This is a genomic window from Brevibacillus sp. FSL L8-0520 (genome assembly GCF_037963895.1).
Taxonomy (GTDB): domain Bacteria; phylum Bacillota; class Bacilli; order Brevibacillales; family Brevibacillaceae; genus Brevibacillus; species Brevibacillus borstelensis.
Genome location: NZ_CP150171.1, coordinates 4,205,286 through 4,229,014, shown reverse-complemented (window position 1 = coordinate 4,229,014; position 23,729 = coordinate 4,205,286). Strand labels below are relative to the sequence as shown.

The 23,729-nt window shown below is 53.0% G+C and carries 26 protein-coding genes; 18 read left to right on the top strand and 8 right to left on the bottom strand.

The window, feature by feature from the left end; all coding sequences use genetic code 11:
- The first annotated feature begins 55 nt into the window (after nucleotides 1-55).
- The 6 genes from NSQ24_RS20860 to NSQ24_RS20835 all read left to right on the top strand — a co-directional run bounded on the left by NSQ24_RS20860 (nucleotide 56) and on the right by NSQ24_RS20835 (nucleotide 5,750).
- Nucleotides 56-436, top strand: coding sequence for a cupredoxin domain-containing protein (locus NSQ24_RS20860; protein WP_003389687.1), 381 nt, complete (start codon nucleotides 56-58; stop codon nucleotides 434-436).
- Between the two features lie 336 nt (nucleotides 437-772).
- On the top strand, nucleotides 773-1,495 hold the full coding sequence (locus NSQ24_RS20855) for an amino acid ABC transporter ATP-binding protein (RefSeq protein WP_024983106.1): 723 nt from the start codon (nucleotides 773-775) through the stop codon (nucleotides 1,493-1,495).
- Between the two features lie 35 nt (nucleotides 1,496-1,530).
- Nucleotides 1,531-2,346, top strand: coding sequence for an ABC transporter substrate-binding protein (locus NSQ24_RS20850; protein ID WP_081787775.1), 816 nt, complete (start codon nucleotides 1,531-1,533; stop codon nucleotides 2,344-2,346).
- Nucleotides 2,347-2,411: 65 nt separating this feature from the next.
- On the top strand, nucleotides 2,412-3,101 hold the full coding sequence (locus NSQ24_RS20845) for an amino acid ABC transporter permease (RefSeq protein WP_003389683.1): 690 nt from the start codon (nucleotides 2,412-2,414) through the stop codon (nucleotides 3,099-3,101).
- A gap of 42 nt (nucleotides 3,102-3,143) precedes the next feature.
- Nucleotides 3,144-3,878 (top strand): IclR family transcriptional regulator, encoded by a 735-nt coding sequence (locus tag NSQ24_RS20840; protein WP_003389681.1) that lies wholly within the window; start codon nucleotides 3,144-3,146, stop codon nucleotides 3,876-3,878.
- Nucleotides 3,879-4,097: 219 nt separating this feature from the next.
- Nucleotides 4,098-5,750, top strand: a complete 1,653-nt coding sequence (locus tag NSQ24_RS20835; RefSeq protein WP_003389680.1) for a M20/M25/M40 family metallo-hydrolase — start codon at nucleotides 4,098-4,100, stop codon at nucleotides 5,748-5,750.
- 300 nt (nucleotides 5,751-6,050) lie between these two features.
- On the opposite strand, the gene NSQ24_RS20830 is transcribed toward NSQ24_RS20835, so the two are convergent.
- The 4 genes from NSQ24_RS20830 to NSQ24_RS20815 all read right to left on the bottom strand — a co-directional run bounded on the left by NSQ24_RS20830 (nucleotide 6,051) and on the right by NSQ24_RS20815 (nucleotide 10,712).
- Nucleotides 6,051-7,643, bottom strand: coding sequence for a YcdB/YcdC domain-containing protein (locus tag NSQ24_RS20830; RefSeq protein ID WP_122958465.1), 1,593 nt, complete (start codon nucleotides 7,641-7,643; stop codon nucleotides 6,051-6,053).
- Nucleotides 7,627-8,169: an RNA polymerase sigma factor gene (locus NSQ24_RS20825; RefSeq protein ID WP_122958466.1), complete on the bottom strand. Its 543-nt coding sequence runs from the start codon at nucleotides 8,167-8,169 to the stop codon at nucleotides 7,627-7,629. Before NSQ24_RS20825 ends, NSQ24_RS20830 begins: the two co-directional genes overlap by 17 nt.
- A gap of 72 nt (nucleotides 8,170-8,241) precedes the next feature.
- Nucleotides 8,242-9,759 (bottom strand): PepSY domain-containing protein, encoded by a 1,518-nt coding sequence (locus NSQ24_RS20820; protein ID WP_339166504.1) that lies wholly within the window; start codon nucleotides 9,757-9,759, stop codon nucleotides 8,242-8,244.
- 89 nt (nucleotides 9,760-9,848) lie between these two features.
- On the bottom strand, nucleotides 9,849-10,712 hold the full coding sequence (locus NSQ24_RS20815; RefSeq protein ID WP_003389676.1) for a helix-turn-helix transcriptional regulator: 864 nt from the start codon (nucleotides 10,710-10,712) through the stop codon (nucleotides 9,849-9,851).
- Between the two features lie 129 nt (nucleotides 10,713-10,841).
- Here NSQ24_RS20815 and fabF point away from each other — a divergent pair, with 129 nt between their 5' ends.
- From fabF to NSQ24_RS20790, 5 genes are all read left to right on the top strand, one after another.
- The gene (gene fabF / locus NSQ24_RS20810) at nucleotides 10,842-12,080 is read left to right on the top strand and encodes a beta-ketoacyl-ACP synthase II (protein ID WP_003389675.1); all 1,239 of its coding nucleotides are present in this window, start codon (nucleotides 10,842-10,844) and stop codon (nucleotides 12,078-12,080) included.
- A gap of 73 nt (nucleotides 12,081-12,153) precedes the next feature.
- A complete protein-coding gene (locus tag NSQ24_RS20805; protein ID WP_003389674.1) occupies nucleotides 12,154-12,576 on the top strand; it encodes a hypothetical protein in 423 nt (140 codons plus the stop codon).
- Between the two features lie 40 nt (nucleotides 12,577-12,616).
- Nucleotides 12,617-13,144, top strand: coding sequence for a hypothetical protein (locus NSQ24_RS20800; RefSeq protein WP_031931945.1), 528 nt, complete (start codon nucleotides 12,617-12,619; stop codon nucleotides 13,142-13,144).
- 192 nt (nucleotides 13,145-13,336) lie between these two features.
- Nucleotides 13,337-14,038 carry a response regulator transcription factor gene (locus NSQ24_RS20795; protein ID WP_024983113.1) on the top strand — a complete coding sequence of 234 codons (702 nt, stop codon included), beginning with the start codon at nucleotides 13,337-13,339 and terminating at the stop codon, nucleotides 14,036-14,038.
- On the top strand, nucleotides 14,035-15,387 hold the full coding sequence (locus tag NSQ24_RS20790) for a HAMP domain-containing sensor histidine kinase (RefSeq protein ID WP_031931944.1): 1,353 nt from the start codon (nucleotides 14,035-14,037) through the stop codon (nucleotides 15,385-15,387). The genes NSQ24_RS20795 and NSQ24_RS20790 overlap by 4 nt, the downstream gene beginning before the upstream one ends.
- Nucleotides 15,388-15,411: 24 nt before the next feature.
- Here the strand turns inward: NSQ24_RS20790 and NSQ24_RS20785 are convergent, their stop codons facing one another.
- Both NSQ24_RS20785 and NSQ24_RS20780 read right to left on the bottom strand, forming a co-directional pair.
- Nucleotides 15,412-15,699 (bottom strand): hypothetical protein, encoded by a 288-nt coding sequence (locus NSQ24_RS20785; protein ID WP_003389669.1) that lies wholly within the window; start codon nucleotides 15,697-15,699, stop codon nucleotides 15,412-15,414.
- 159 nt (nucleotides 15,700-15,858) lie between these two features.
- The gene (locus NSQ24_RS20780) at nucleotides 15,859-16,869 is read right to left on the bottom strand and encodes an NAD(P)/FAD-dependent oxidoreductase (protein WP_003389668.1); all 1,011 of its coding nucleotides are present in this window, start codon (nucleotides 16,867-16,869) and stop codon (nucleotides 15,859-15,861) included.
- 333 nt (nucleotides 16,870-17,202) lie between these two features.
- Between NSQ24_RS20780 and NSQ24_RS20775 the strand changes: the two genes are divergently transcribed.
- From NSQ24_RS20775 to NSQ24_RS20745, 7 genes are all read left to right on the top strand, one after another.
- On the top strand, nucleotides 17,203-18,393 hold the full coding sequence (locus NSQ24_RS20775) for an NAD(P)/FAD-dependent oxidoreductase (protein WP_003389667.1): 1,191 nt from the start codon (nucleotides 17,203-17,205) through the stop codon (nucleotides 18,391-18,393).
- Between the two features lie 12 nt (nucleotides 18,394-18,405).
- The gene (locus NSQ24_RS20770; protein WP_003389666.1) at nucleotides 18,406-18,657 is read left to right on the top strand and encodes a hypothetical protein; all 252 of its coding nucleotides are present in this window, start codon (nucleotides 18,406-18,408) and stop codon (nucleotides 18,655-18,657) included.
- Nucleotides 18,658-18,884: 227 nt separating this feature from the next.
- A complete protein-coding gene (locus NSQ24_RS20765; RefSeq protein ID WP_039070672.1) occupies nucleotides 18,885-19,367 on the top strand; it encodes an NUDIX domain-containing protein in 483 nt (160 codons plus the stop codon).
- Between the two features lie 179 nt (nucleotides 19,368-19,546).
- On the top strand, nucleotides 19,547-19,690 hold the full coding sequence (locus tag NSQ24_RS20760; RefSeq protein ID WP_003389663.1) for a YuiA family protein: 144 nt from the start codon (nucleotides 19,547-19,549) through the stop codon (nucleotides 19,688-19,690).
- Nucleotides 19,691-19,867: 177 nt separating this feature from the next.
- Nucleotides 19,868-20,128, top strand: a complete 261-nt coding sequence (locus NSQ24_RS20755) for a YuiB family protein (protein WP_003389662.1) — start codon at nucleotides 19,868-19,870, stop codon at nucleotides 20,126-20,128.
- A gap of 400 nt (nucleotides 20,129-20,528) precedes the next feature.
- A complete protein-coding gene (locus NSQ24_RS20750) occupies nucleotides 20,529-21,104 on the top strand; it encodes a DUF3221 domain-containing protein (RefSeq protein ID WP_339166500.1) in 576 nt (191 codons plus the stop codon).
- Between the two features lie 483 nt (nucleotides 21,105-21,587).
- Nucleotides 21,588-22,205, top strand: coding sequence for a 3D domain-containing protein (locus NSQ24_RS20745; protein WP_003389661.1), 618 nt, complete (start codon nucleotides 21,588-21,590; stop codon nucleotides 22,203-22,205).
- Nucleotides 22,206-22,323: 118 nt separating this feature from the next.
- Here the strand turns inward: NSQ24_RS20745 and NSQ24_RS20740 are convergent, their stop codons facing one another.
- Entirely contained in the window at nucleotides 22,324-23,124 is an 801-nt protein-coding gene (locus NSQ24_RS20740; protein WP_003389660.1) for a cobalamin-binding protein, read from the bottom strand.
- 74 nt (nucleotides 23,125-23,198) lie between these two features.
- Complete coding sequence (locus NSQ24_RS20735; protein WP_003389659.1) at nucleotides 23,199-23,681, bottom strand: divergent PAP2 family protein; 483 nt, start codon at nucleotides 23,679-23,681, stop codon at nucleotides 23,199-23,201.
- Nucleotides 23,682-23,729: the final 48 nt, after the last annotated feature.

The following is a 23,729-nucleotide window of genomic DNA, read 5'->3' as shown; positions in this document are numbered from 1 at the left end:
TTCGCTATAATGAAATTGTAGAACTTGCAGAAATTGCATGAAAGAAGGGTGCCTTATGAAAAAAACGTGGGGTTTACTGATTTCGGCAGTGGCCATTTCCGCTATGCTTGCGGGCTGCGGAGGAGACAAAAAAGAAGCAGCGGCAGGAGGCGAACAAGCGCCTGCAGCAGCCACTGAAAACGCAATCAACATCGAAGCTAGCAACTGGAAGTTTAACCAGGAATCTTTCGAGGTGAAAGCAGGAGAGCCGTTCACGATCAACTTCAAATCGACTGAGGGCTTCCATGGGATCGGCATCGAAGGCCTGGATGTAGATATCCAAAACGAGGGCAGCAAAACGATGACCATCGACAAAGCAGGAGAGTACAAGATCTTCTGTAACGTGATTTGCGGACCTGACCACGGCAAAATGATCGCCAAGCTTGTCGTGAAGTAACAACTGGCCAAAGCGCCGGCAACGATTTGAATAACAAAACCCAAACACTCCGGCCGCTTTCGGTCGGGGTGTTTTTTGTTGATACAGCGCATTTGGCCTGGACGGTTGCTCGCAAAATAGTTTCAAAGATGCATAGAGAATACAGTCCCAACTGGAAAGGCTTATTTGTCCCGAAAAGACGAGCCTTTCTTTTTTTGCGAAAAAAAGGGTGACAGAATGCTATTGAGTAAATATAATCAAAACAGAAACTATTTTCACAATTCGGAAAAGTATATGTATGCATTTTCATGATTTGATTATTCACCACGAATTACCGGAAGGGGGGCAAGCACAAAAATGATTGAAGTGAAAAATTTGTACAAGTCGTTTGGCTCGCTTACCGTCTTGAAAGGCGTAGATCTGCAGGTGGGCGAGAGAGAAGTGGTAGTTTTGCTGGGGGCCAGCGGCTCGGGAAAAAGTACCTTGCTGCGATGTCTGAACTTTTTGGAAATGCATGATCAGGGGGAGATTCACGTCAACGGCCAGAGGATCGACCCGAAGACGACGGATTTGAACAAATTCCGGACAGAAGTCGGGATGGTCTTTCAGCACTTCAACCTGTTTCCGCACAAGACGGTCCTGGAAAACGTGATCGAAGCGCCTGTCCACGTAAAAAAGACTCCCCCCGACAGGGCGCGGGAAGAAGCGTACGCCCTGCTGGAAAAAGTGGGAATGAGGGACAAGGCCGACGTTTATCCGGACATGCTCTCCGGCGGACAAAAGCAGCGTGTCGCCATCGCGCGGGCACTGGCGATGAAGCCGAAAATCATGTTGTTTGACGAGCCGACCTCGGCGCTCGATCCCGAACTCGTCGGGGAGGTACTGCAGGTGATGAAGCAGCTGGCGAAGGAAGGCATGACGATGGTCGTGGTCACGCACGAGATGGGCTTCGCCCGCGAAGTGGCCGACCGGGCTGTTTTCATGGACAACGGGCAGATCCTGGAGCAAGGGGAGCCGGAGCATTTCTTTACCAACCCGCAGCAGGAAAGAACCCGACAGTTTTTAAACAGCATTTTGTAAAGCAAGGAAAGACAACGATAAAAGGGGGCATCACGATGAAAATGAAAAAGAAATGGACGATGGGGGTACTCTCCACCTTGCTTTTTGGCTCGCTCGTATTGTCGGCCTGTGGAACGTCCCAGAGCACGGGGGGAACAGCCGGGGAACAGGGGGCCAAAGACCCGAACAAGAAAGACTTTACGTACGCGATGAGCGGTGTGTACAAGCCGTTTAACTTTAAAGAAAACGGGGAGCTGATGGGCTTCGACGTGGAGATCGGGCAGGCGCTGGCAGAAAAAATGGGGATGAACCCCGTGCCGATCACCAACCCGTTTGAAACGATCATCCAGGGGCTGCAAGCGAAGAAATACGATACGGTCATCGGCAGCTTGACGATTACGCCTGAGCGGGAAAAAGCCGTTGCGTTCTCCAACGTATACTATCGCTCCGGCGCTCAAATTTTCGTCGCGGCCGGCAACGACTCGATCAAGTCAGCCGACGATTTGAAAGGCAAGCGAATCGGTGTCCAAAAGTCATCCAGCTATGAACAGCAGGCGCTGAAATTGACAGACAAAAGCAACATCACGACGTATGACAGCGATGTCACGGCATTGATGGATCTGCCGACAGGCCGCCTGGACGCGGTGATCACGGATCAGATGGTCGGCTTCCGCTACATGAAGGAAGTGCCGGACAAGATCAAGGATGTCGGGGAGCCGCTCAGCCATGACAATCAGGGGATTGCGCTGCGCAAGGACGATAAAGAGCTGCTGGAGAAGGTGAACAAGGCTCTGGACGAGATCATCAAGGACGGCACCTATCAGAAGATCAGCGAGAAATGGTTTGGACGCAACATTTTGGGAAGTGAATAACCCTTTCCGCGGCCAGTGGGCGTCTGTTACGGGCGCCCCTATTTTTAAAAATGGGGTGAACCAATATGTTTGACATCCTTTTGTCCAGCTATCCCATGTTTTTGGAGGCGACATTCTTAACACTCCGGTTAACGGCGATCTCCCTGATCATGGGGTGTGGCGTCGGTCTGCTGATTGCCTTTTTCCGCATCTCTCATTCCAAGGCGCTGCAAACGATTGCCCACGTGTATATAACGGTCATCCGCGGAACGCCCCTGATCGTACAAATCATGGTGCTCTACTTCGGGATAACCGAGATCGTCACGCTCTCTTCCTTTTGGGCCGGCGCTTTTGCGCTCGCCATTCACAACGGGGCCTACATTGCCGAGATTTTTCGCGGCTCTATCCAGTCCATCGACCGCGGACAGATGGAGGCAGCCAAATCGCTGGGGATGTCCTATCCGCTGGCGATGCGCCGGATCATCCTGCCGCAGGCATTCAAACGGGCCATCCCTCCGCTCGGCAACCAGTTTATCATCGGGTTGAAGGATTCGTCGCTTGTCGCTTACGTCGGGATGCAGGAGCTCTGGGGTACCGGGCTGGGCGAAGCGGCATCAAACTACCGGCAGCTCGATACGTATTTGGTAGTCGGTCTCTACTACCTTGTGCTGGTCCTCATTTTCACCTACGTGGTAAATCGACTGGAAAACCGCTTGAACACGGGGGCGGCAAAGAAAAAGAGCAAAGGCTATGATTCGGCATCTCAATCCGTGTGAGGAATGTCGGTACAATCGGGGTAAGGATGGGGAGTTTAGCCAATGGTACAGTCAATTGACAGGGCAATGGAACTTATCAATGTGCTTGTCTCCGATGAAACGAAGTCGGATTGGTCCATCTCGGAGCTGGCACACGCCACCTCTCTGCCGCTCAGTACGATTCATCGCATCCTCGGGACGCTGAGTTCACATGGATTGATCAGTCAGGACCCGGTGACCAAGCACTACCGGATCGGTTACACCTGGATGACCATCGGCATGCGCATGCTGGACAAGATCGATATTCGCGTCGTCGCAAAGCCGGTGATGGAGCGCCTCGCCCGGGAAGTGGAGGAGAGCATCTGCCTGAACATTCCGAGCGGCCTGGATGCCATTTTGATCGAAAAGGTGGAGAGTCCGCTCAAGCTGCGCGTGGCGGAGGATTTGGGCGACCGGATTCCGCTCACGATCGGTGCTCCCAACAAGACGATGCTGGCTCATATGCCGCAGGCGGACATGGAGCGGATCGTCAGCCAGCTGCTTCCTCGCCATCAGCAAAGCGAGTTTATCGAACAGTTGGCAAAGATCCGGGAAAACGGCTATGCCATCAGCTCTGGAGAACGGACGGAGGGAACGACGGCGATCGGCGCTGTGATCATGGGACGGAACCAGAAGGTAGCCGGCGCCCTCTCGATTAATGCCGTTGCTTTTCGCATCACCGACGAAAGGCTTCCCATGCTGATCGGGAAAGTCAAAGAGGCGGCGGAGGAAATCTCGCTGCTGAGCGGGAATAGATGACCCGAGCGGCAATATTTGACTCGAACGGGGACTGCATGGCGGAACGGACTTCAAGACCGGAACAAGTCTACACGACCGGGGCGGGACTGTATGGCGGAACAGGTCTGCAAGATCGGAGCAGCACAATATGACCGAAGCCAGTGGCCATATTTGGCCGCCTATTTTTTCACCATCATTCAGAAAATGATTCCATGATACGGAAAGTAGAGGGGTTCCATTATGGGAAATGCATGGAAATGGCAAACAAAAGAACAACTGATCGAGCTTTTGGGCAAGCTGGTAAGCTATCCGTCCGTCACGGGCTCTAAAGCTGAAATCGAGCTGGCCCGATTTGTCGCCGGAGAAATTGCAGCGCTTCCCTATTTCCAGGCCAATCCGGGCCATGTGCAGCTTCATCCGACAGGCGACGGCCGGTTTTTCGTCACGGCGCTGGCGAAAAAAGCGGAAGGGGTTCAGCCTACCGTTGTCCTGGTCAGCCACTTCGACGTGGTAGATGTACAGGACTTTGGCGAGTGGAAGCCGCTTGCTTTTGATCTCACCGCATTGACCGATGAGTATTTGCGGCACCGGGATGAGCTACCGCAGCATGTCCAGCAGGACCTGGCTAAAGGTCAATGGCTGTTTGGACGCGGCTCGATGGATATGAAAGCAGGACTGGCCCTGCAGATGTCGATGCTGGAGCGGGCTTGTGCCGGCGAGTTTGACGGGAACGTGCTGCTTTTGACAGTACCGGATGAAGAGGTGAACTCACTCGGCATGCGTGCGGCTGTGCCGGTATTGCTGCAGCTTGCCGAGCAGCACGATCTCGACTATCGCGCCTGCCTCAACTCCGAGCCCGTCTTCTCCACGTATCCGGGGGATGAGAACACGTACATCTACAGCGGATCGCTGGGAAAAGTGCTGCCCGGCTTCTACTGCTACGGCAAGGAAACCCATGTGGGCGAGCCGTTCTCGGGATTGAATGCCAACGCGATGGTATCCCGGCTTACATGCGAACTGGAGCTCAACACCGATTTTTGCGAGGTGGTGGAAGGAGAGGTCACGCCGCCGCCAACGAGTCTGCTGCAAAAGGATTTGAAGAAAGAGTACTCGGTGCAAATCCCCGACCGTGCCGTCGCCTTGTACAACATGTTCGTGATGGAAAAACCGATCGACGAGGTGACAAAACAGCTCCGTCAGCTTGCGGAGAGGACCGCAGACAAAATCGAGCGGGAGTACGCAGAGCGGGCGGCAATTTTCGCCAGTCTGAACCAGTCGCAGCCAATCTCGATGAAAGTAAAGGTATTGCAATACGAGGAGCTGCTTGCCTATCTCATCGGGAAAGTCGGACGGGAGCAGGTGGAGAGCATCCAGGAGCAGGTCATGGCAGGCCGAGGCGAGCTGGACGACCGCGAAGTGACGATCCGCCTGATCGACGAGCTCGGTCTGTTGTGCAAAGAGCTGGCGCCGATGATCGTGCTGTTTTATGCGCCTCCGTACTATCCGCCGGTCAGTTCGCGGAACGATCCGCTCATCCAGCACGTGATCGGGGAGGTCAGCGCCCGAGCCGCTGCAAGCCACCAGTTGGAGCTGAAGCACCAGCACTACTTTCCGGGTCTCTCCGATCTGAGCTACACCGGTCTCCCGGAAGCTGCTCAGGCCATCCAGCCATTGGTGGACAACATGCCGCTCTGGGAAAAAGGGTACGCGCTGCCGATCAAGGAGCTGGTCGCCCTGAATATGCCTGTGATGAATCTCGGACCGTTTGGCAAGGATGCCCACAAATGGACAGAGCGGCTGGATGTTCACAGTGCGTTTGAGGTGCTGACCGACCTGCTGCCGTTTGCGATCGAGCAGCTTTTGCAAAAAGGAAGCGACGTAAAAACAGGCTGACGCTTACAACTATGCTGCCGTCAAGAACAACGCTTCAAGCATCATACATGCTGGCAAAGAGGCAGGCTCCCGCAGACACCTCAGCGGAGAGTGATGTCCATCCCGCTACCTGCAAAAGGAAGAATGGGAAGGATCGCGGAGAAAAGCAAGTGCTCCAGGTTCGTTGAACAGGCGGGGAGCTCCGAGCCCTCCAAAAGGCAAAGAGCAAAAAGGGAGAAAAATGCGAGGGCCGGAAGAAGCCCATGCGTTTTTCTCCCCTTTTCGATGGAAGGAAGTCTGTTGGTCAGATTACTTTTAAAATTATTGCCCGGTCGGCAATATACGAGGGTTCAATGGCAAGTAAACAAGCGAGGGAGCAGGAGTTCCTTTGGGCCAAACGTAAACAAGTGAAGCCGGATGCTTGCTCACAAATTCCCGCGCGGCTTCCCCGGCCGACTGCAGGCTTGCATCAGCCCTACGCTCACGGTTTTTTCGGGAAAAGTCTCCTTTAAACCCGGTTACCTTTCCGGATGAAGGATCGACATCTACCGAGTAGGTGTCATCCCATATAGGAAGCTCCCGGTAAACCCCGGTGAACGTAATCCGGGTAAATGACGGTTCTTTTTCCACCTTGGCTATCTGCAGCATTTTCGTATCGGAATCAAGGTATGTTTCAAGAAAGGAGGCGGCAATTTCGGCAGCTTTTTCTGCGGTCGTTTTGGTATCTCCGACAGGGTGATGATTCACGTATTCGATTTCAACAATTTCTCCCGATGATTCCTTTGTCACGACTGTGACTGCGCTGTCATTCCCTACGGCCCAGCGATACTCTTTTACATGATTGATCCCATCGTTTAAGCGCTGCGGCTTGCCCCCAACCGCAATGCCAAAATCCGTTTCCAGCACGGCAGCAGCCTCCTCTGCTGTTCGGGCAATCAAGGGCTTTTCGGCAGGCACGATTTCCATCCGCTTTCCGAGCAGCCGGGAATGTTCCTGTCCGGACCCGGCTGGTTGGCCGTCCAGTGCATGTACATAGCCCATCAGGCCGGGATCGTAAACCATGGCCGAAGCGCCCGCCGGCGATTGTTCTCCGGTTTGACCGGCGTAGAAGAGCCTGAGTTTGTCAGCGATAAGCTGCTCGGCTTTTTCCCTGGGAATCGCCTTGGCCGGATCGGGAAACACGCGCTCGTCCGTCCATTTGCGGTTGCTGCTCGACTGCAGCTTTTGACCCTGATTGGAATTATCCAGGGTTACGACAAAGCAATCATCAAGAAACGGAACGCCATTCACCATTCGGGTGAAGACATATTGCCGCTTTGCCGGATCGGATAATGCCTCGATGAGCCGGTAATGCCGGCTCTCCCGGCCGATCATTTGCTGGAGGTACGCTGCCGCCGGATGATTGTCAGTCACTGCGCTGTCGGTACCGTCTCCGGGAGAATCTGGCAGGCTTGGTGCTGTTGCCGAAGGTGTGTTCCCGGATGCATTGCCCAAAGGAGAGATGGATGGTCTGCGGCTTTGGGGTGGCTGCGGATTTGCTGTTTTCCTTGAGGCGTCATCCAGCTCTTTTGTCTCAGTCTGCGAATGCTTCTGATCAGCCTGCTGCTTCTTGGGAGCCGCAACGGAGAATTCGGGCCCCTGCTTGTCATGTACTGAGGAGTGAGGAGTGGCCATCGGTATTTGTTCCGCAGAGGGAAAGGCGAGTACAGTCCCCAATGCGGCGACAAACAGAAAGCAGGCTGCTTTCAAGGCGAAGACAGCATACGCTTCGCTGCCTTTTGCCTGATCCATCCTTCTGGCTTTTTCGGCCAGCATCGTCTGCAGCTGCTCTTTGGCCTCTATTCTGGGGGCTGGAACGCGGCTGTTCAGTTCCCTTAATTGCTGGTGCAAGCTGTCGTTATTTTCCCAGTGCATTTACGACCCTCCCTCCGTGGCATTCCGGGCCGAGCTTCTTTTGAATGAGCTTGATGGCTCGGTGAAAATCGACCTTTACTTTCGCTTCGGAGATTCCCAATATTTCAGCCGTTTCCTTTACGCTGCATCCTTTGATGGAGCGAATGATAATGACCAGCCGGTACTTGGCCGGAAGCGCGAGGATCGCCTCTCGCAGTTCCCGCTCCTGTTCCTTTTCGGCAAACTCTTTTTCCGGCAGTCCGGTTTTGGCAGGCAGCCCGTGAAACCAGCTGTCGACGAATATTTGCTGAAATCGTTTCCGGCGGTATTGATCGATGGCGACGTGCTTGGCGATCGAGAATATCCACGTTTTGAGCGTCACGCGCCCGTCATAGCGAGGGAGCGCCTGCAGCACACGGGCGAATACCTCCTGCGTAATATCCTCCGCATCGCTTCGATTTCCCACAAAGTGATATAAAAAATAATAGATTTCCTGGTAATAAGCCTCGCAAATTTCGCGGATGCGCTGTTCGCAGCTTCCAGACATCCCGTTCCTCCTTTCAGAGACGGTGCTTGCCTCCAGGTAATGGAGAAGCAAGCACCGGCGCGGTTGCCTTTCTTAACGCGGAACGATCTTTCCTGTGACCGCATCCACAAATTCGAGCACGTCGGGATTGATCCGGGCTTTGTACACGAGAACGGGCTGATCTGCTTGCTTGGATTGGTTGATCGGATAAAAATACGTCAGCTCGAGCGGATGGTATTTGAGATATTCTTGCATGGCCTGTTCCGCGCTGATCGCGTTTTTGGGGTCGGGAAGAGTGAATTTGTCGCGAACGGAAGGGCCGATCAAACGAATGGGCTTGCCTGTATCGCTGTTGATGGTTACCTGAAACGCTTTCTCCACGAAAGGTATTCCGTTTGTCGCAGGATAAACCGCGAAGTTGAAATGCCCCTGTGGTTCAATGTACAAGCGAGTCTCCATCACAACGGTCTTGCTGTCTGGATCAAGGAATGGCTGAATCAACTGAACAGCAGCCTTTTTCGCGTCTTCCAGAGAAATTTTGCTGCTGGCTGGCGGCTGTACAGAATCTTCGCCGGTATCGAGTCCTGCGGAGAAGACCAGTCCGCTGGTTGGATCGACGGTTACGAAACGGTTCTCATTGTTTTTCGTCCACCTGTACTCTTTATAGCTTTTCCCCGCCGCAGAGCCGTTTTGTTCCGAAAAGGAAGCGCCAGCGAGTTCAAAGCCGAAAACGTTTTGCAAAATGGACGCAGCTTCTTCTTTGCTGCGGGCAGCCAGTGGCTGGCCAGGCGGAGCAACAGGTATATCATAAAAGAACTCTCCGGTGAAGCTCTTGAATTTTGCATGCTCAGTGTCCACCCAGGAGCCTGTCTTGGCATCCATGTACCCGGAGCCGACAACCTGATAGACCAGGCTGGGTGTTTTGTCAGGGCCGGTCAGACGGTAAAACGGCTTCATCATGTTGGTCATAGCTTGCTTGGCTTGTTCCGGGGACATGGCCTCAGACGGGCTCGGAAGCTTGGACGGATCAGGTGAGCCGTTCAGTGAGGCTTCGTTGGAAAACTCCACAACATTTCCTGCTCCATCCAAGGACACAAACACTTTTTTCTGTTCGACGGGGATGCGGTTGATCGATTTGGCGAACACGGCTCCATTCAGGCTCTTTGACGACGCTTCGTTGTATTGCAATTCCGCCAGGCTGCAGTCAACCAATCCCTTTTGATGAGCGGCAGTCAAAAACGCCTCCGCCTTTTTCTTTTGTTCGCCGAGTGAAAGCTCCTGGTCCATTTCATTAGCGCCGCTATCCAGCGAAAAGCTTTTGATCTCTCCGGTTTTCTGCATAAAGATGGTCATTTCCGGCAATTTTGCTTTTTCGGCTTTGCGGGTAATCACGACCGTGCTGCTGTCCGCAGCCATTTCCACTGTTTGAACGGGGAGCTCTTTCATGTAGGGCAGCAGCGTAGATAATTGCTCCAGGTTTTTTTGGATGACGTCATTCAAAGGGGCTGGGCTGCTGGCATAGACTGCCGTCGTCCCGGCAGCCCAAAGAGGGCTTGCGCTTAAAAGGCTTGCTGCCGCGATTGTCAGCATTGCTTGATTCAGCTTTTTCATGCTACGAACCTCCTAGGTTTTCTTTTCTCACCTGCGTTATTCGCATGAAACAGCAAAAGGTTACAAAATTTTTCCGGATTTGTTTGTTTTTATTCCAATTTTGCTGTTCGGGCAGACTGGCGCTCCATGAGCTGCTTCAGCTTTTCCTCCGTCGAGGAATCCGGAGCGGGGGTGTAGATGCTGCAGCGCAGATCGGCATCGCCCTGTACCTGCAGAGACGTCAGATGGAACAGCATTTTGCCTGCTTTGGCGTGCCTGAATTCAATCAAGACCTCCGGGGCAGAGCTCACCCGGCTTTGCTCCCACAGCGGATGGAAGTCGGGATGGGTCCTTTTCATCTCGTCGAGGAACTGCTCGTACCATTCGTCCTCTACGTACTGGCCGTAATACGCGCGGAAAATGGACAAAAAGCCGCTGACGAAGTGCTCCCAGTTCACCGCCAATCGGCGAAGCTCTCTTCTGGCAAACAGTAGACTGATGAGATTCCGTTCCTTGGCGGGAATTTGTTCAAAATCGAGGAAGACATGGGAGGCCGCCTGATTCCAGCCGACGATCTGGCAGCGCCTGTCCGAGATAATCGTCGGGCAATAGCGCAGCTCCTGCAAAATCCTTTGCAGCGACGGACTGATTTTGGGCTGCTCCTCCTGTGAAAGAATGGGTCCTGTTCCGCTCTCGAACGCGAGGGCATACAAGTATTTGCGCTCATCGACGGTCAATTGCAGGGCGTTGGCGATCGCATCGAGCACGGATGCCGATACGCGAATGTCCCGCCCTTGTTCCAGCCATGTATACCAGGTAAGGCTGACTCCGGCCAGTTGTGCGACTTCTTCCCTGCGCAGTCCTGGCGTTCTTCTGCGCTTCCCGGCGGTCAACCCGACGGACTGGGGCTGCACCTTGGCTCTCTGCGTTTTTAAAAAAGCGGATAATGCCTGCAATCTGGTCTGGTGGTTCATCATCGATCCCTGCCTTGTTTTAGTCGGTAAGGTGGTAGTTGTTATACTAGTATAAACGACAACTTGTAATAGGATAACGGGTGTGACAAGATTACTTCCAGAAAGACATTTTCAGGGAGGAATCAAACGATGGAACGAGTTGTGATCACAGGTATGGGTGTCATCTCGCCGCTCGGCAATGACGTCCAGTCTTTTTGGAGCAAGCTGATCCGGGGAGAGTCGGGGATCACGCGGATCGATACGTTTGACACGGATGGACATAAAGCAAAAATAGCGGGCCTGGTCCGGGATTTTGATGCCGAAGCGCGATTCGGGCGCAAGGAAGCGCGGCGGATGGACCGTTTTTGCCAGTTCGCCCTGGCGGCGGCAGAGCAGGCCTTTGCGGATGCCGCACTTGATCCGGAAAAGGTGGATCGGGAGCGGATGGGCGTATACGTCGGCTCTGGCATCGGGGGGATTCAGACGCTGCTGGAGCAAGAAGCGCTGCTCCAAGAGCGGGGACCTGGACGGGTCAGCCCGACGCTCGTGCCGATGATGATCGCCAATATGGCGGCCGCGATGATCAGCATCCGGTTTGGCGCTCACGGTCCGACAATGGCTCCGGTGACGGCGTGCTCCATCGGAAACACGGCGATTGGCGAGGCATTCCGGCTGATCCGGGCCGGAGGGAGCGACGTCGTCCTGGCCGGGGGGACGGAAGCGGCGATTACCGATATTTCGCTCGCCAGCTTTGGCAATGCCACAGCGATTTCCACCCGCAATGACGAGCCTGCCAAAGCGAGCCGGCCGTTTGATCTGGAGCGTGACGGCTTTGTCATGGCCGAGGGAGCGGGCATAGTGGTGCTGGAGTCTCTCACGCACGCGCTCAAGCGAAATGCGAGGATTTATGCAGAGGTCATCGGCTATGGAGCCAGCTCGGACGCCTATCATATGGTAGCGACGCATCCGGAAGGCATCGGGGCGTATCTGGCCATGAAAGCGGCGCTGAGGGAAGCGGGAATAGAGCCGCAAGAGGTCGATTTGATCAGCGCCCACGCGACGAGCACGGAGATCGGCGACAAGACGGAGACAGCGGCGATCAAAAGACTGTTCGGGGAGGCCGCCTACAATATCCCGGTAACGGCCAACAAATCGATGATCGGCCATATGCTCGGGGCGGCAGGCGGAGTGGAAGCGATCGCTCTGGTCAAGAGCCTCGGGGAGGGCGTCATTCCGCCGACAATCAACCTGGAGAACCCCGATCCCGCATGCGACCTCGACTACGTGCCCAATCGGGCGAGAAGGGCCGACCTTTCCATTGGCATTTCCAACTCCTTTGGCTTCGGCGGCCACAATGCGGTGATTGCGCTGAAAAACTTTGCCGAATAAATACATGTTTTTCCTCCGAAACGAGCATGGTAAAAAGGAGAAAAGCTGGAGGCAAAAGGAGGGATGTGCGTCCGTGGAAAAAAAACGGTACTACATCACGCTGCAGTCCGGCACGACAGTGGCCGAGATTCGGGATGTGAAAGGGGAATCCACCTACGATTTTGAAATCGAGGCATCCCCGATGGAAGCAGGAATGATGCGCGATTTGTTCGAACACTGCGCACATGGCGACTTTATGATGTGGATGCATGGCCACACGTTGTGGACCGACATGCCTGACAGGGACAATGACGAGTACGACGACAACCTCCGGGAGATTTATCGCATGATGTATCGTCTGGGGACGCCGAAGACGAAGCAGGATCTCGAACAGATGGGTCTGGTGAAGGCACTGGGGCTGAATCAGGACGAAATGCCGCAAGAGCTGAAAAATCCGGCTGCTGGCCAGGTGGAAGACCCGCCGCAAGGACCTTTGGAAGGCATTTTGGAGCGCTAGGACAAGACTTTACTGACAGCATGAAAAGGAGTGGTCCTCGATGAAATGTTGGAAAAGCAAGCTTTTGGCAGCAACACTTGTGATCGGGCTGGCGGTGCCGAGTGCAGCTCTGGCGATGGAAAGCCGCTCGGATGGATTGTCGCCCCAAACCAAACAGCAGCAGGAGCATGGTGAACACGGCGGGGGACATGGCGAGCATTATAAAATGAAGCGTCTGCATCATTCCCACATGGGGGTTCATCGCCAGATGTACTTGACGCTGCTCGCGGAAAAGTACACCCCGGAGAGCGCCGAAGAGTGGAAGGCTGCCCTGGCAGAACGCAAGCGGCTAAAAGAGGCCTACAGGGCGCAAAAAGCGAAGCAGCAAAACGATGCAGGGCAGCATCAGGAGCACAAAGAAGCGATGCACGCGTTAAAAGAGAAGTACAGGGACACTCATACAGAGTTTCACGCGGCGATCGAATCAGGGGATGCCGCGAAGATCAAGATCGTCCTGCCCAAGCTTTTGGCTGAGGTAAAAGAGGGAAACAAGCTGCTTGCAAAAAAACTGGAAGAAAAGAAAAACTAGCAGAGCCCGAACTCGCTTCGTACAATAAAATAGCGTATGGCAAAAAGGACGTGTCCCGTGCGCGTCCTTTTGCTTTTACCAGGAATTGCTTTTTACGAAGAAGATTGCCCTTGCAGAAGGCTGCGACATAGCTGAAAAAAGCCTTGCTAGCAAGCACAATACGTTCACATGGTCAGGCAAGGGGAGAGGAACATGAGCTACTTGATTTATCTGGTGGAGGATGAGGAGAATCTAAACCAGGTTCTGGCCTCCTACCTGGAAAAGGAAGGCTGGCAGGTGCGCTGCTTTTCCGACGGGAATGCAGCAAGGGCTGCGATCATGGAGGCGCCGCACCTCTGGATTTTGGACATTATGCTTCCTCATGTGGATGGATACCAATTGATTCGCGAGATTAAAGCCCGCCAGCCACATACTCCCGTAATCTTTATTTCTGCACGCGATGCGGAGCTGGACCGTGTCATCGGTCTGGAAATGGGCAGCGACGATTATTTGCCCAAGCCTTTTTTGCCGAGGGAGCTGGTGATTCGGGCCGGAAAGCTGCTGCAGCGGATCTATGCGGCAACGAGCCCGCCAGCGGCCAATCAGACAGCAGCGGCTCTTGGCCGGTCTGTGCGGATGCTGCCGCCTTACGAAATCGACGAAGGCTCCCGAATGGCCCGAATCGACGGGCAAAAGATTGAGCTGACCACCAAGGAGTTTGATTTGCTCTTGCTGCTGTCCGCTCATCCGGGACAAGCGCTGTCGCGGGAACAGATTCTGCTGCGGATTTGGGGAGAAGAATATGATGGCAGTGACCGCGTCGTCGACGATTTGATGCGCCGGCTGCGCAAAAAGCTGCCCAAGCTGCGTGTGGAGAGCATTTACGGGTATGGATACAGGCTGGTGGAGCGATGAAAAACTATCCGTTGGCTGTTCAAATTTGGCTCATTTTTGCCAGTATTACGCTGGGGGTGACCTTGCTGCTCGCGCTGCTGTTTCCGTGGGCGCTGCGCAGCTTCTTTACCAAAGAAATTTATGCGCAGATCGAAGCCTCCCAAGACGTATTCCTTGCATATGCGACCTCCTCCGTGGACGGCTGGGAGGACAAGGGGCTCTTGAAGCGGGAGCTGGAACGCCAGAATGTTCGGACCGTCACACATGTCATTTTTCGCGAAAATGGAAAGGTGATCGGCGGGAAGGCACTGCCCGAATCGCTTGTAAAGATGCTGAACGAGGATATCGGAGAACAACTGGCCGATGTCCAGCAATACGTTCGGCCTGTGGAGGACGAGTCGATCTACTACGTAATCCGGCGAGAGACGCTGGCCGGAAAGACAATCTATCTGGTCTCTTATGTTTGGAACTCGTATTTGAACGGATTGGTAAGTACCTTGTTGTGGCGGCTTATTCTCATCATGGCGGCGGTGCTGCTCATAAGCTGGCTTCCGTGCTTGTGGCTGGCCCGTTACTTGACCAGACCGCTGGTGGAGATGGAACAGCGGGTCAAGCGAATCGCCGACCGGGATTGGAGCGAGCCGTTCGTGCTGGAGCGTGCTGACGAGATCGGCCGTTTGGCGGGCTCCATCGAGCGGATGCGCGAACGGCTCGTATCGCAGAACGAGAAGCAGCAATCCTTTTTGCAGCAGGTTTCGCACGAGTTGAAAACGCCGGTTATGGTCATCCGCAGCTATGCCCAGTCCATCCTGGACGGCATCTTCCCAAAAGGAGATATACCGGGGAGCGTACGGGTGATCGACGAAGAGGCGGAAAGGCTGGAGGAGCGAATTCGGGGACTGCTGTACATAACGAAGCTGGAATATTTGGAGCAGCAGTCCTCCCGCAAGCTATTTCGCCTTGATGAACTGGTCGTAGAGGTGTGGGACCGGCTCAAGTGGAAGCGGACCGATGTCGACTGGAGCTGCTCTGCGGAAGCCGTGACCATATCAGGGGACCCGGAGCAGTGGAAGGTAGCAGTGGAGAACCTTCTGGACAACCAAATGAGGTATGCGCAGAAAAAAATCACGCTTGCTTTGGGACAAAAGAACGGAAATGCCGAGCTTCGCATCGGCAATGACGGACCGCCGATCCCCGAGGAAAAAACGGAACACCTGTTTAACCGTTTCAGCAAAGGGGAAAAGGGGGAGTTTGGCCTGGGACTTGCCATCGTCAAGCAGATCGTCCAGCTCCATCATGCGCGCATTCAAGTGGAAAACGGAGCCGGTGAAGTGTTTTTTGTCATTTCCATTCCCCTCATGAAGCGGTAGCGGCCGGGCTGGTAGTTCCGATGCCTAGTCGCTCGCAGCCTGCATATAGCGAAACAGGGTGTTTTCGTCCCATTCCTCTACGGCCAGGATGTGTTCCTCCGAACAGTTGGGGCACCAGCCGAGATGCAGGCAGCGATGTTGCAGGGCATCGGGCACGCCATTGCTCAGCTTTGAATCTTCGATCTCCCTGTACGGGCTGTAGTCCCCGTAGTAATCATAAAGCCGGCCGCTGTCATCCAGAGGATGGGAGCATAGCGGACATGCCTCGCGCAGATCGAGGAGACCGTTGCATACGGGACAGAGATGATCCATCAGGCGCATAACTCCTTTTACGTGTCTGGTTCTCTCCCTACTTTGCACAGGGGAAGCGGTGTCTATACAAAAATGCGAAAGGTCTGCTGCTTGCCGGGGAACCGGCAGCATAAAAAAGCTCTGCGGCCCTTCAACAGGGTGGCAGAGCTTTGATCTTGTCTACGCCTTGAAATTGTCCATGCTGGAGGAGTGGCCGGGCTGCAGCTTCGCATCCGGATTGATGTAGCCCACGGCGTTGTTCACCGCTGTCGGCGCTTCGCCGAATCCGACGGCGATCAGCTTTACTTTGCCCGGATAGGTCGAGACATCGCCTGCCGCGTAAATGCCGGGAATGTTGCTCTCCATCTTGGAATTTACGACGATCGCGCCCTTTTCCAGCTCGAGACCCCAGTTTTTGATCGGGCCAAGCGATGAGATGAAGCCGAAGTTGACGATGACGGCGTCTACTTCCAGTTCCTTTTCTTCTTTTGTGGTGCTGTTTACGAGTGTGAGGCGTTCGATTTTCTCGTCTCCGTGGATGGCTGAGATTTCGTATGGTGTTGTTACGTTTACTTTGGAGGACATGAGCAGCTCGACGCTGTGCTCGTGTGCACGGAATTTATCCCGGCGGTGGATGAGTGTGACTTCCTTGGCGATCGGCTCGAGCATCAAGGACCAGTCAACAGCAGAATCCCCGCCTCCGATGACGGCAACGCGCTGCCCTTTGAAGGAGTTTAAGTCGGTAACGAAGTAATGCAGATTGGTTTTTTCGTATTTGACGGCGTCTGGATGCTCTAACTTTCGAGGTTCAAATGCGCCGACTCCGGCGGTAATAATGACGGCACGCGAATAGTGTATGCCTTTGTCTGTCGTAAGCTCGAAGATGTTGTCTGCTTTCTTTTCGACATTTTCCACCTTTTCCTCAAGGCAGATCGTCGGATTGAATCGGGACAATTGCTCTTTTAGATTGTTAATCAAATCTTGCGCAAGCACTTTCGGAAACCCGGCCACATCGTATATGTATTTCTCCGGGTAAAGAGCGGAAAGCTGTCCGCCCAGTTGGGGCATACTTTCAATAATTTTTACGCTTACCTGACGCATTCCGCCGTAAAATGCAGTGAACAGGCCAGCAGGGCCTCCACCGATAATCGTAATGTCGTATACCTGCTCGTCCTTTTGCAGAAGATTCAACCTAAGCACCTCCGAAATATTCTGAAAGCATCCTTTCCTATTATACCCATACTTGAAAATGAAAAAAAGCAAAGAAAAGAACAGCGTAGGCAAATATGGCTTGCAAAACTTGTCGATTCCCCTTAATATGATCTTGAATGTAAAGAAATTGACACATTTTTTTTATCCCAGCGTTTGTGCCATTTTTCACAGATTGCCGCATAGGATGAGACATGGCAATAATTCCGTTTATTCATTGGCGATCAAAAAGGGAACCTTAAAGCGTAGCCAATCACGTGAAATTTCGCACAAACCTTCAGGGATTACTATCATTCATGAATGGAAGGGATATCCATGAGTACACCCAAAATCCTCATCCTCGGCGCCGGGTACGGGGGCCTGTTGACCACTCTGCACCTGCAAAAAAAGCTCAACTACAATGAAGCAGAAATCACGCTGGTCAACAAGCACAACTATCACTACATCACGACCTGGCTGCATGAGCCGGCTGCGGGAACAGCACCTGCGGATCATGCCCGCGTGCCTCTCGATCAAATTATTGACATGAACAAAATCAATTTTGTCAAAGATACCGTCCAATCGATCCAGCCGGAAGAGCGTACGGTTACACTGGATAGCGGAAACGTTTTGAGCTACGACTACCTCGTGATCGGCCTCGGAAGCGATCCGGAAACCTTCGGCATCGAGGGTCTGAAAGAGTATGCGTTCAGCATCCGCAGCATCAACGCTGTTCGTCAAATCCGCGAGCATATCGAGTACATGTTTGCGAAATATAAAAATGAACCGCATCGCACGGATTACCTGACATTCGTCGTGGGCGGAGCCGGATTTACGGGCATTGAGTTCAGCGGCGAGCTGGCTGACCGCATTCCTGAGCTGTGCCAGGAATTCGACGTTGACCCGAGTTTGGTAAAGATTTACAACATTGAAGCGGCTCCAACCGCACTGCCAGGATTCGATCCGGAACTGGTTTCCTACGCGGTCGATATTCTGCAGAAAAAAGGCGTCGAGTTCATGATCGGAACGGCGATCAAGCAATGCACGCCTGAGGGCGTAGTGCTCGCCAATGGAGAAGAAATCAAGGCTGCTACAGTTGTCTGGGCCGCAGGTGTTCGCGGCAACAGCATCGTGGAAAAATCCGGATTTGAAGTCATGCGCGGACGTGTCAAAGTAGACGAGTTCCTGCGTGCTCCAGGGTACGACAACGTATTCGTCGTCGGCGACTGCGCCCTGATTTTCAACGATGAAGGCCGTCCTTATCCGCCGACTGCTCAGATTGCCGTACAAGAAGGGGAAGCGCTCGGTGACAATCTGGCGGCTCTCATTCGCGGCGAAGTGATGATGCCGTTCAAGCCAGCTCTCCAAGGATCTCTTGCTTCGCTCGGAAAAGGCGAAGGAATCGGTATGGTCGGCACGAAAAAACTGTTCGGCACCTCGGCCGCACTGATGAAAAAAGCGAGCGATCTGCGCTACCTGTACAAAATCGGCGGCGTTGGTCTCGCTCTGAAAAAAGTGCGCCTGTAAAAGGAGAAACCTATGCGCCACGCCAGTATCCAGGTCAGAGGATTGATGACCCGCGAAGAGATGGAGCGCTACAACGCGCTGATGGACGTAGGCGCCTACCTGGAAGACCAGGGGCGCCACGATCTCGCCCATCATATTCAGCGGGAAGTGGACATACTCATCCTGCCAGCGATTGATCGTTTGAAGGAAAAGGGCCGCGAACGCGACCGGGAAAACCTTCGCTACATGATTGACAACGGACTTCTGGATGAGGACGACGATTGACCAAGCTAGCGAATAGATGACTCGAAGATGCCCTCGGCGAACCAGAAGCCGGGGGTTTTTCATTGGAGGAACGAGCCAAATGGGCCGGCTGTTACTTGAAATGCCTCACACGGAGCTTCCTTGTTTTGAAGACATCCGGGCTTGCGTTTCGGTGCCAAATCGTATGTTCCGAGCTGGCGCTGTACAACCGGTTTCGCTATACTGACGAAAGAAAGGTGGGAGACCGTGTGCGAAAGACGAATGTATGGCTGGGCGCCTGCGGAATTGTGATTCGCGGCGAAGAGGCGCTGGTCGTGAAGAAAACGTACGGGGGTCTCAAAGGACAGTGGTCCTTTCCGGCCGGATTTGTGGAGCCGGGGGAGACCGTAGATGAAGCCGCCGTGAGAGAAGTTTGGGAGGAGACTGGAATACGCGCGGAAATACGGCGGTTGGCAGCCGTCCGCTCCGGAGTCATCCGCGATACGATCAGCGACAATATGGTGGTCTTCTGGATGGATTATGTCAGCGGTGAACCGCGTCCGCAGGAAGGGGAAATCGAGGTGGCAGCCTTTGTACCGATCCGGCAGCTTCTGGAAGATCCGCTTTCCTCGACCTATTTGAAAATCATCCTGCCCACGTACCAGAAGCGAGAACAGAGCTTGGGCGGAGACGAATACCCGATCGACCCCGTTTTTCAATACACACGCTATAAAATCTTCTCGCAATCGTGAGTATACGCTAGATAACAGCCATTGTTGCCGCTTACATAGCGGTTTTTTTCTGTTTTTCCTCGCTTTTTTCAGTTGAAGAATGCTGTCTTTTTCTGATATAGTTAGACACATCCAAAAAATCAGAATTTTAAAAAATGTCGGTTATGCGAACCCGGCGCCATGGGAAAGGAGCGATCATCATGAGAAAAGAACAGGAACAATGCCCATACTGCAATGGACAAGGCTATTTTCAATTGCTGCTGGGTGGGACAGAAAACTGTCCGGGATGCGAGGGCTCGGGTGCCCACTCGGAGGAGATGTCCGCAGCTGCCGGCAATCGATGAGGGAAGTCTTTGAGAAGCCGATGAAAGTCGGCTTTTTTTGTGCGCCGCCAAAAGCGAGGCAAGCCCCAGTTTCCCAATTGACCTTATGCTTTGATTTCGATAGACTAGAAGCGATAACGGGCCGTCGGCTGCCGCGGTCCCATTTCTGTCGGAAGAGAGCAGGAGGTCTAAAAGCTCATGAGCTTGCTGCAATTTGTGGTGTCTGTTGTCTTGTTTGCTGTGCTTGGATTCGGGATCGGCTTTATTATAAACATGATATTGCGTACCACCTGGATGCCCGTCATCCTCGTCTTCGGAGTGGTCGTGGGCGCATTGATCTACAAAAACATCGTTCCCGGCCTTTGGGACTCCATCATTCTCGGCGTCGGCCTGATTGGAGCGGTGGCCAGCGGCTGGACGATCCAGACACTTCGGAAAAAAGGATATCGGATGTTTTAACTGACTTAGAAAGCGGACCTTACTCGGGTTCGTTTTTTCTTTTTTTAAAAGCGCTTGGAAAGCGGCTGCGGGGGAGAGAAGCATATTTCCAGTCCTGCGCTCCGGTCTTCGTCCTGCGAGGAAGCGCAGACTGTCCGCTACACAACGATTCGCGGGGGAGCGTAAAAGTGGCAGCCGCTTCGTAGCGGAATCAGGTTACGCTCCTGATTCCCGCGAATCGTTGTTCCGCTGGGATGGACTTCGCTAGTCGCTTTGACTGGAAATATGCTTCTCTGTAGCGGTTGATTTACGAATGATCAGGAAGCGGGAAAGACAGGACAGACAGGTAATTTTTGATATTATTTATGTACATGAAACAAAACGAATAACCCATTTAAGAGGACGCGAATAAGGAGGAGTTATGAAAAGGGTTATATCGATTGTAACGTTAACTACCTTCACACTCCTGGCAACAGGATGCTCAAATGATAAATCTACAGTCGAACGTAAAGGTCTTACAGGATTCGTCGTAGAGGCAGATTACCAAAAAAACAGACTTCTTGTAGTTGAAAGTGATGAAACAAAACAGGGTGAGGATTATGAAGCTGAATGGTACTCGTTGAACAAGGATGCGATAATCCTTGACAATAATAGTAATCCAGCTTTGTTTACCGATGCTGAAGTAGGGTCTAAGGTCGAAACGTGGTCAACTTCACATTCTTTAGAATCGTATCCAGCGTCTGCAGACCTGAGTAAATTGATAATTGCAGATGATGTGAAGCATCCTGATTCCCCCATGCTCCAAAAAACAGCCATACAAGCTGCTATCATTTATATAAAGAACCTTACAAATAGACCGGGAACGATCATTATCCAGAATGTGAGCACAAACGAAACAGAGTGGATCATTCAAATCTATCATTACATTTACAATGAAGAGAAGAGTTATAAGTTAGGAATTGATGCAACAACCGGAGAGGTCAGGGAGATCCAATAGTAGTAGTTCATCAATTCAGTGATGAGGGGCAGTTTTTCCTTACTTCTTAGACGAGACGATTCCCCACTTTTTTAACTTTCTAAGAAAAGCAACGAAAAACCCAACAGCTGTAGAGATGAAAAAGGAGAAAACCGCAAAGGTCTTTGGGACACCTGCCCAGGCTTGCGAGCAAAAGTGGAACGGCATTTGCGTCCAACCTGAGAGACTTCGAGGAATGGGCTGCTTTTGGACGCAGTTCCGCTTTTGCTCGCAAGCCGGACAGTATCCGCATCCAAGAAGTGTCCCACCGAACCTGCCGCGGTTTTCTCCTTTTTCATCTCCTCCACAACAGTCTGAACCAACCGTTTTTCCACCGATGAAAAGCCTCAAAAAAGAAACGCAAACCGCCCAAACTATCCCGAATATTTCAGCTTCTGGTTGAATTTGTGTATAGTTTCCTCCTCTCCGGGACAAGATTAGTAGCGAGAGGAGGTTTTTTACAGAATGAATGTGAAGCGATTGGTTAGTGTCATCGTTTTGGCTGTAACCGTCCTGACAGGCTTTGCGAGCGATGGATTGGGCTACAACGCGATCGGTGATCGATCTGTCCAGACCGCTTATGGAATCAGGGAAACCAGGGAAGGGCAGCAGGTCGTGAAAAAACGGGCTGTCTCCACCAGTTCATTTAGCCAGGTCATCGACAAAGCAGATGCGATGCTGGAGCAATATCCGAAAATCCGCGTTGTCGCTACCGGATACTACGCCGGATATGAATCAACGGGGAAACATCCGAGTCATCCATCCTACGGGATTACATATTCAGGCGTGAAGGTCCGTCGTGGCGAATACTCCACCATTGCTGCTGATCTGCGCGTGTTTCCACTGGGGACAGTGTTGTACATCCCCGGCTATGGTTACGGAGTTGTCGCTGACAAAGGAGGGGCTATACGCGGCAACAAAATCGACCTGTATTTTGAAACCAAGCAGGATGTATTCAAGCAGTGGGGGAAGAAGTCCGTAGACGTATACCTGGTCCGCCGGGGCGACGGGAAAGTAACAGAGGCGATGATGCAAGGGTTGAATGAAAAAGGGATTGCGGCGATGGCCGAACCTATTGACTAGTGTGATCGAAAGCAAACGAATGTGACTTTTAAAAAAGGATTTGCTTTAGCTATTTCAGCTGGCAAATCCTTTTTTCGCATGAGCTCTGATCAAAATCTTGCAGCGTTCCATGCAAAGCTTAGTTTCGAGAAGCGGGCAGCTTTTCGGCGAGCTCGGGGTGGATCAGGGAGACAAGACGCTCCAATCCGTCCAGGATACGCGGAGAGGGCCTGCAGTAGAGGCCTTCTTCCAAAAGGTGCACCTGCTTTTTCCGAATAGCCGCCATCTCTTGCCATTCAAGGCGATCAGTGATCATAGCCGGTTTAATCCTTCGAAGCTCAATGCCGCACCAGACTACGCAAATATGGTCGGGATTGCGTTCCAGGACCATCTCGCGGGTCGCTTTTACATTGGGGACGGAAAAATCGGCAAACACATTCATGGCGCCCGCGATCTCGCTTACATCCGTCAGCCAGTTGTCCCGGCCCGGGGTGTAGATCGGATTGGGCCACCACTCCCAGTAGAGCTTTGGCGTAGTTTCAGCAGCCAACGCTGTTTGCCTGATGGTTTCAGATCTTTCGACAAAGTGATTGGCAAGCCGCTCTGCTTCCAGGTGTCTGCCGGTCGCTTCCCCGACGAGCCGGATATCCCGCGGGATGTCGGTGAAACGCTGCGGGTTGAGGACGATATGGGGAATCCGGCGGGCAATCAATGCTTCCACATTCTTTTCCATTCCAGGGACACTGAGCGAAGCTACGACCAAATCCGGTTTGAGGGCTTCCACCTTTTCCATGTCGATGGTCAGGTCAGGTCCGACGCGAGGCAAATGCTGCCACTCGCCTGGCCAGTCAGAGTGATCATCCAGCCCCACCACTTCCTCTTTCAACCCCAGATAATAGAGAATCTCCGTATTGCTCGGACAGATGGAAACGATCCGCATAACCCTTCCCCCTCCGGTTGTGTAAAGATCAGACCAGGACAGATTTTTCGTCTCCTGGTCTTTCTGTCGCCTGCTTATGCATAGAAGAGACGATCGACGATAATGGCGATCACGATTCCCAGCCATCCGCCGATAAGCACCTCGATCGGCTGGTGACCGAGCAGTTCCTTCAGCTTCTGGGCCTTTTCCTGATTCGGACGGACCTTGAAGGTTTTCATGCCTTCCAGAAGGTGATTGAATTCATCCACCAGCTTATTCAGAACGACAGCCTGCATTCCTGCATGGCGGCGAACGCCAGCCGCATCAAACATGACGATGATGCCGATAATGGCAGAAATGGCAAACATGCTGCTGGTGAAGCCTTCGCGAATGCCGACTGCTGTGGACAGTGCGGTAACAGCTGAGGAATGAGAACTGGGCATACCGCCTGTGCTGAACAAAAGCGACCACTGCCACGTCTTGGTGGCAAAGTAAGTAAGGGGAATCTTGACAAACTGGGCAATTCCTATGGCAATCAAAGCCGCCCATAAGGGAAAGTTGTCAAATATCGCTGCCATAGTGAAAATCCATTCCTTTCTGCTGTGCACTTCTAGAGATTATTGTAA

What these genes read in the sequence shown, in the direction of transcription:
- NSQ24_RS20860 (WP_003389687.1), top strand. Translation starts at nt 56, where the DNA reads ATGAAAAAAACGTGGGGTTTACTGATTTCGGCAGTGGCCATTTCCGCT.
- NSQ24_RS20855 (WP_024983106.1), top strand. Translation starts at nt 773, where the DNA reads ATGATTGAAGTGAAAAATTTGTACAAGTCGTTTGGCTCGCTTACCGTC.
- NSQ24_RS20850 (WP_081787775.1), top strand. Translation starts at nt 1,531, where the DNA reads ATGAAAATGAAAAAGAAATGGACGATGGGGGTACTCTCCACCTTGCTT.
- NSQ24_RS20845 (WP_003389683.1), top strand. Translation starts at nt 2,412, where the DNA reads ATGTTTGACATCCTTTTGTCCAGCTATCCCATGTTTTTGGAGGCGACA.
- NSQ24_RS20840 (WP_003389681.1), top strand. Translation starts at nt 3,144, where the DNA reads ATGGTACAGTCAATTGACAGGGCAATGGAACTTATCAATGTGCTTGTC.
- NSQ24_RS20835 (WP_003389680.1), top strand. Translation starts at nt 4,098, where the DNA reads ATGGGAAATGCATGGAAATGGCAAACAAAAGAACAACTGATCGAGCTT.
- NSQ24_RS20830 (WP_122958465.1), bottom strand. Translation starts at nt 7,643, where the DNA reads ATGCACTGGGAAAATAACGACAGCTTGCACCAGCAATTAAGGGAACTG.
- NSQ24_RS20825 (WP_122958466.1), bottom strand. Translation starts at nt 8,169, where the DNA reads ATGTCTGGAAGCTGCGAACAGCGCATCCGCGAAATTTGCGAGGCTTAT.
- NSQ24_RS20820 (WP_339166504.1), bottom strand. Translation starts at nt 9,759, where the DNA reads ATGAAAAAGCTGAATCAAGCAATGCTGACAATCGCGGCAGCAAGCCTT.
- NSQ24_RS20815 (WP_003389676.1), bottom strand. Translation starts at nt 10,712, where the DNA reads ATGAACCACCAGACCAGATTGCAGGCATTATCCGCTTTTTTAAAAACG.
- fabF (WP_003389675.1), top strand. Translation starts at nt 10,842, where the DNA reads ATGGAACGAGTTGTGATCACAGGTATGGGTGTCATCTCGCCGCTCGGC.
- NSQ24_RS20800 (WP_031931945.1), top strand. Translation starts at nt 12,617, where the DNA reads ATGAAATGTTGGAAAAGCAAGCTTTTGGCAGCAACACTTGTGATCGGG.
- NSQ24_RS20795 (WP_024983113.1), top strand. Translation starts at nt 13,337, where the DNA reads ATGAGCTACTTGATTTATCTGGTGGAGGATGAGGAGAATCTAAACCAG.
- NSQ24_RS20790 (WP_031931944.1), top strand. Translation starts at nt 14,035, where the DNA reads ATGAAAAACTATCCGTTGGCTGTTCAAATTTGGCTCATTTTTGCCAGT.
- NSQ24_RS20785 (WP_003389669.1), bottom strand. Translation starts at nt 15,699, where the DNA reads ATGGATCATCTCTGTCCCGTATGCAACGGTCTCCTCGATCTGCGCGAG.
- NSQ24_RS20775 (WP_003389667.1), top strand. Translation starts at nt 17,203, where the DNA reads ATGAGTACACCCAAAATCCTCATCCTCGGCGCCGGGTACGGGGGCCTG.
- NSQ24_RS20770 (WP_003389666.1), top strand. Translation starts at nt 18,406, where the DNA reads ATGCGCCACGCCAGTATCCAGGTCAGAGGATTGATGACCCGCGAAGAG.
- NSQ24_RS20760 (WP_003389663.1), top strand. Translation starts at nt 19,547, where the DNA reads ATGAGAAAAGAACAGGAACAATGCCCATACTGCAATGGACAAGGCTAT.
- NSQ24_RS20755 (WP_003389662.1), top strand. Translation starts at nt 19,868, where the DNA reads ATGAGCTTGCTGCAATTTGTGGTGTCTGTTGTCTTGTTTGCTGTGCTT.
- NSQ24_RS20750 (WP_339166500.1), top strand. Translation starts at nt 20,529, where the DNA reads ATGAAAAGGGTTATATCGATTGTAACGTTAACTACCTTCACACTCCTG.
- NSQ24_RS20745 (WP_003389661.1), top strand. Translation starts at nt 21,588, where the DNA reads ATGAATGTGAAGCGATTGGTTAGTGTCATCGTTTTGGCTGTAACCGTC.
- NSQ24_RS20740 (WP_003389660.1), bottom strand. Translation starts at nt 23,124, where the DNA reads ATGCGGATCGTTTCCATCTGTCCGAGCAATACGGAGATTCTCTATTAT.
- NSQ24_RS20735 (WP_003389659.1), bottom strand. Translation starts at nt 23,681, where the DNA reads ATGGCAGCGATATTTGACAACTTTCCCTTATGGGCGGCTTTGATTGCC.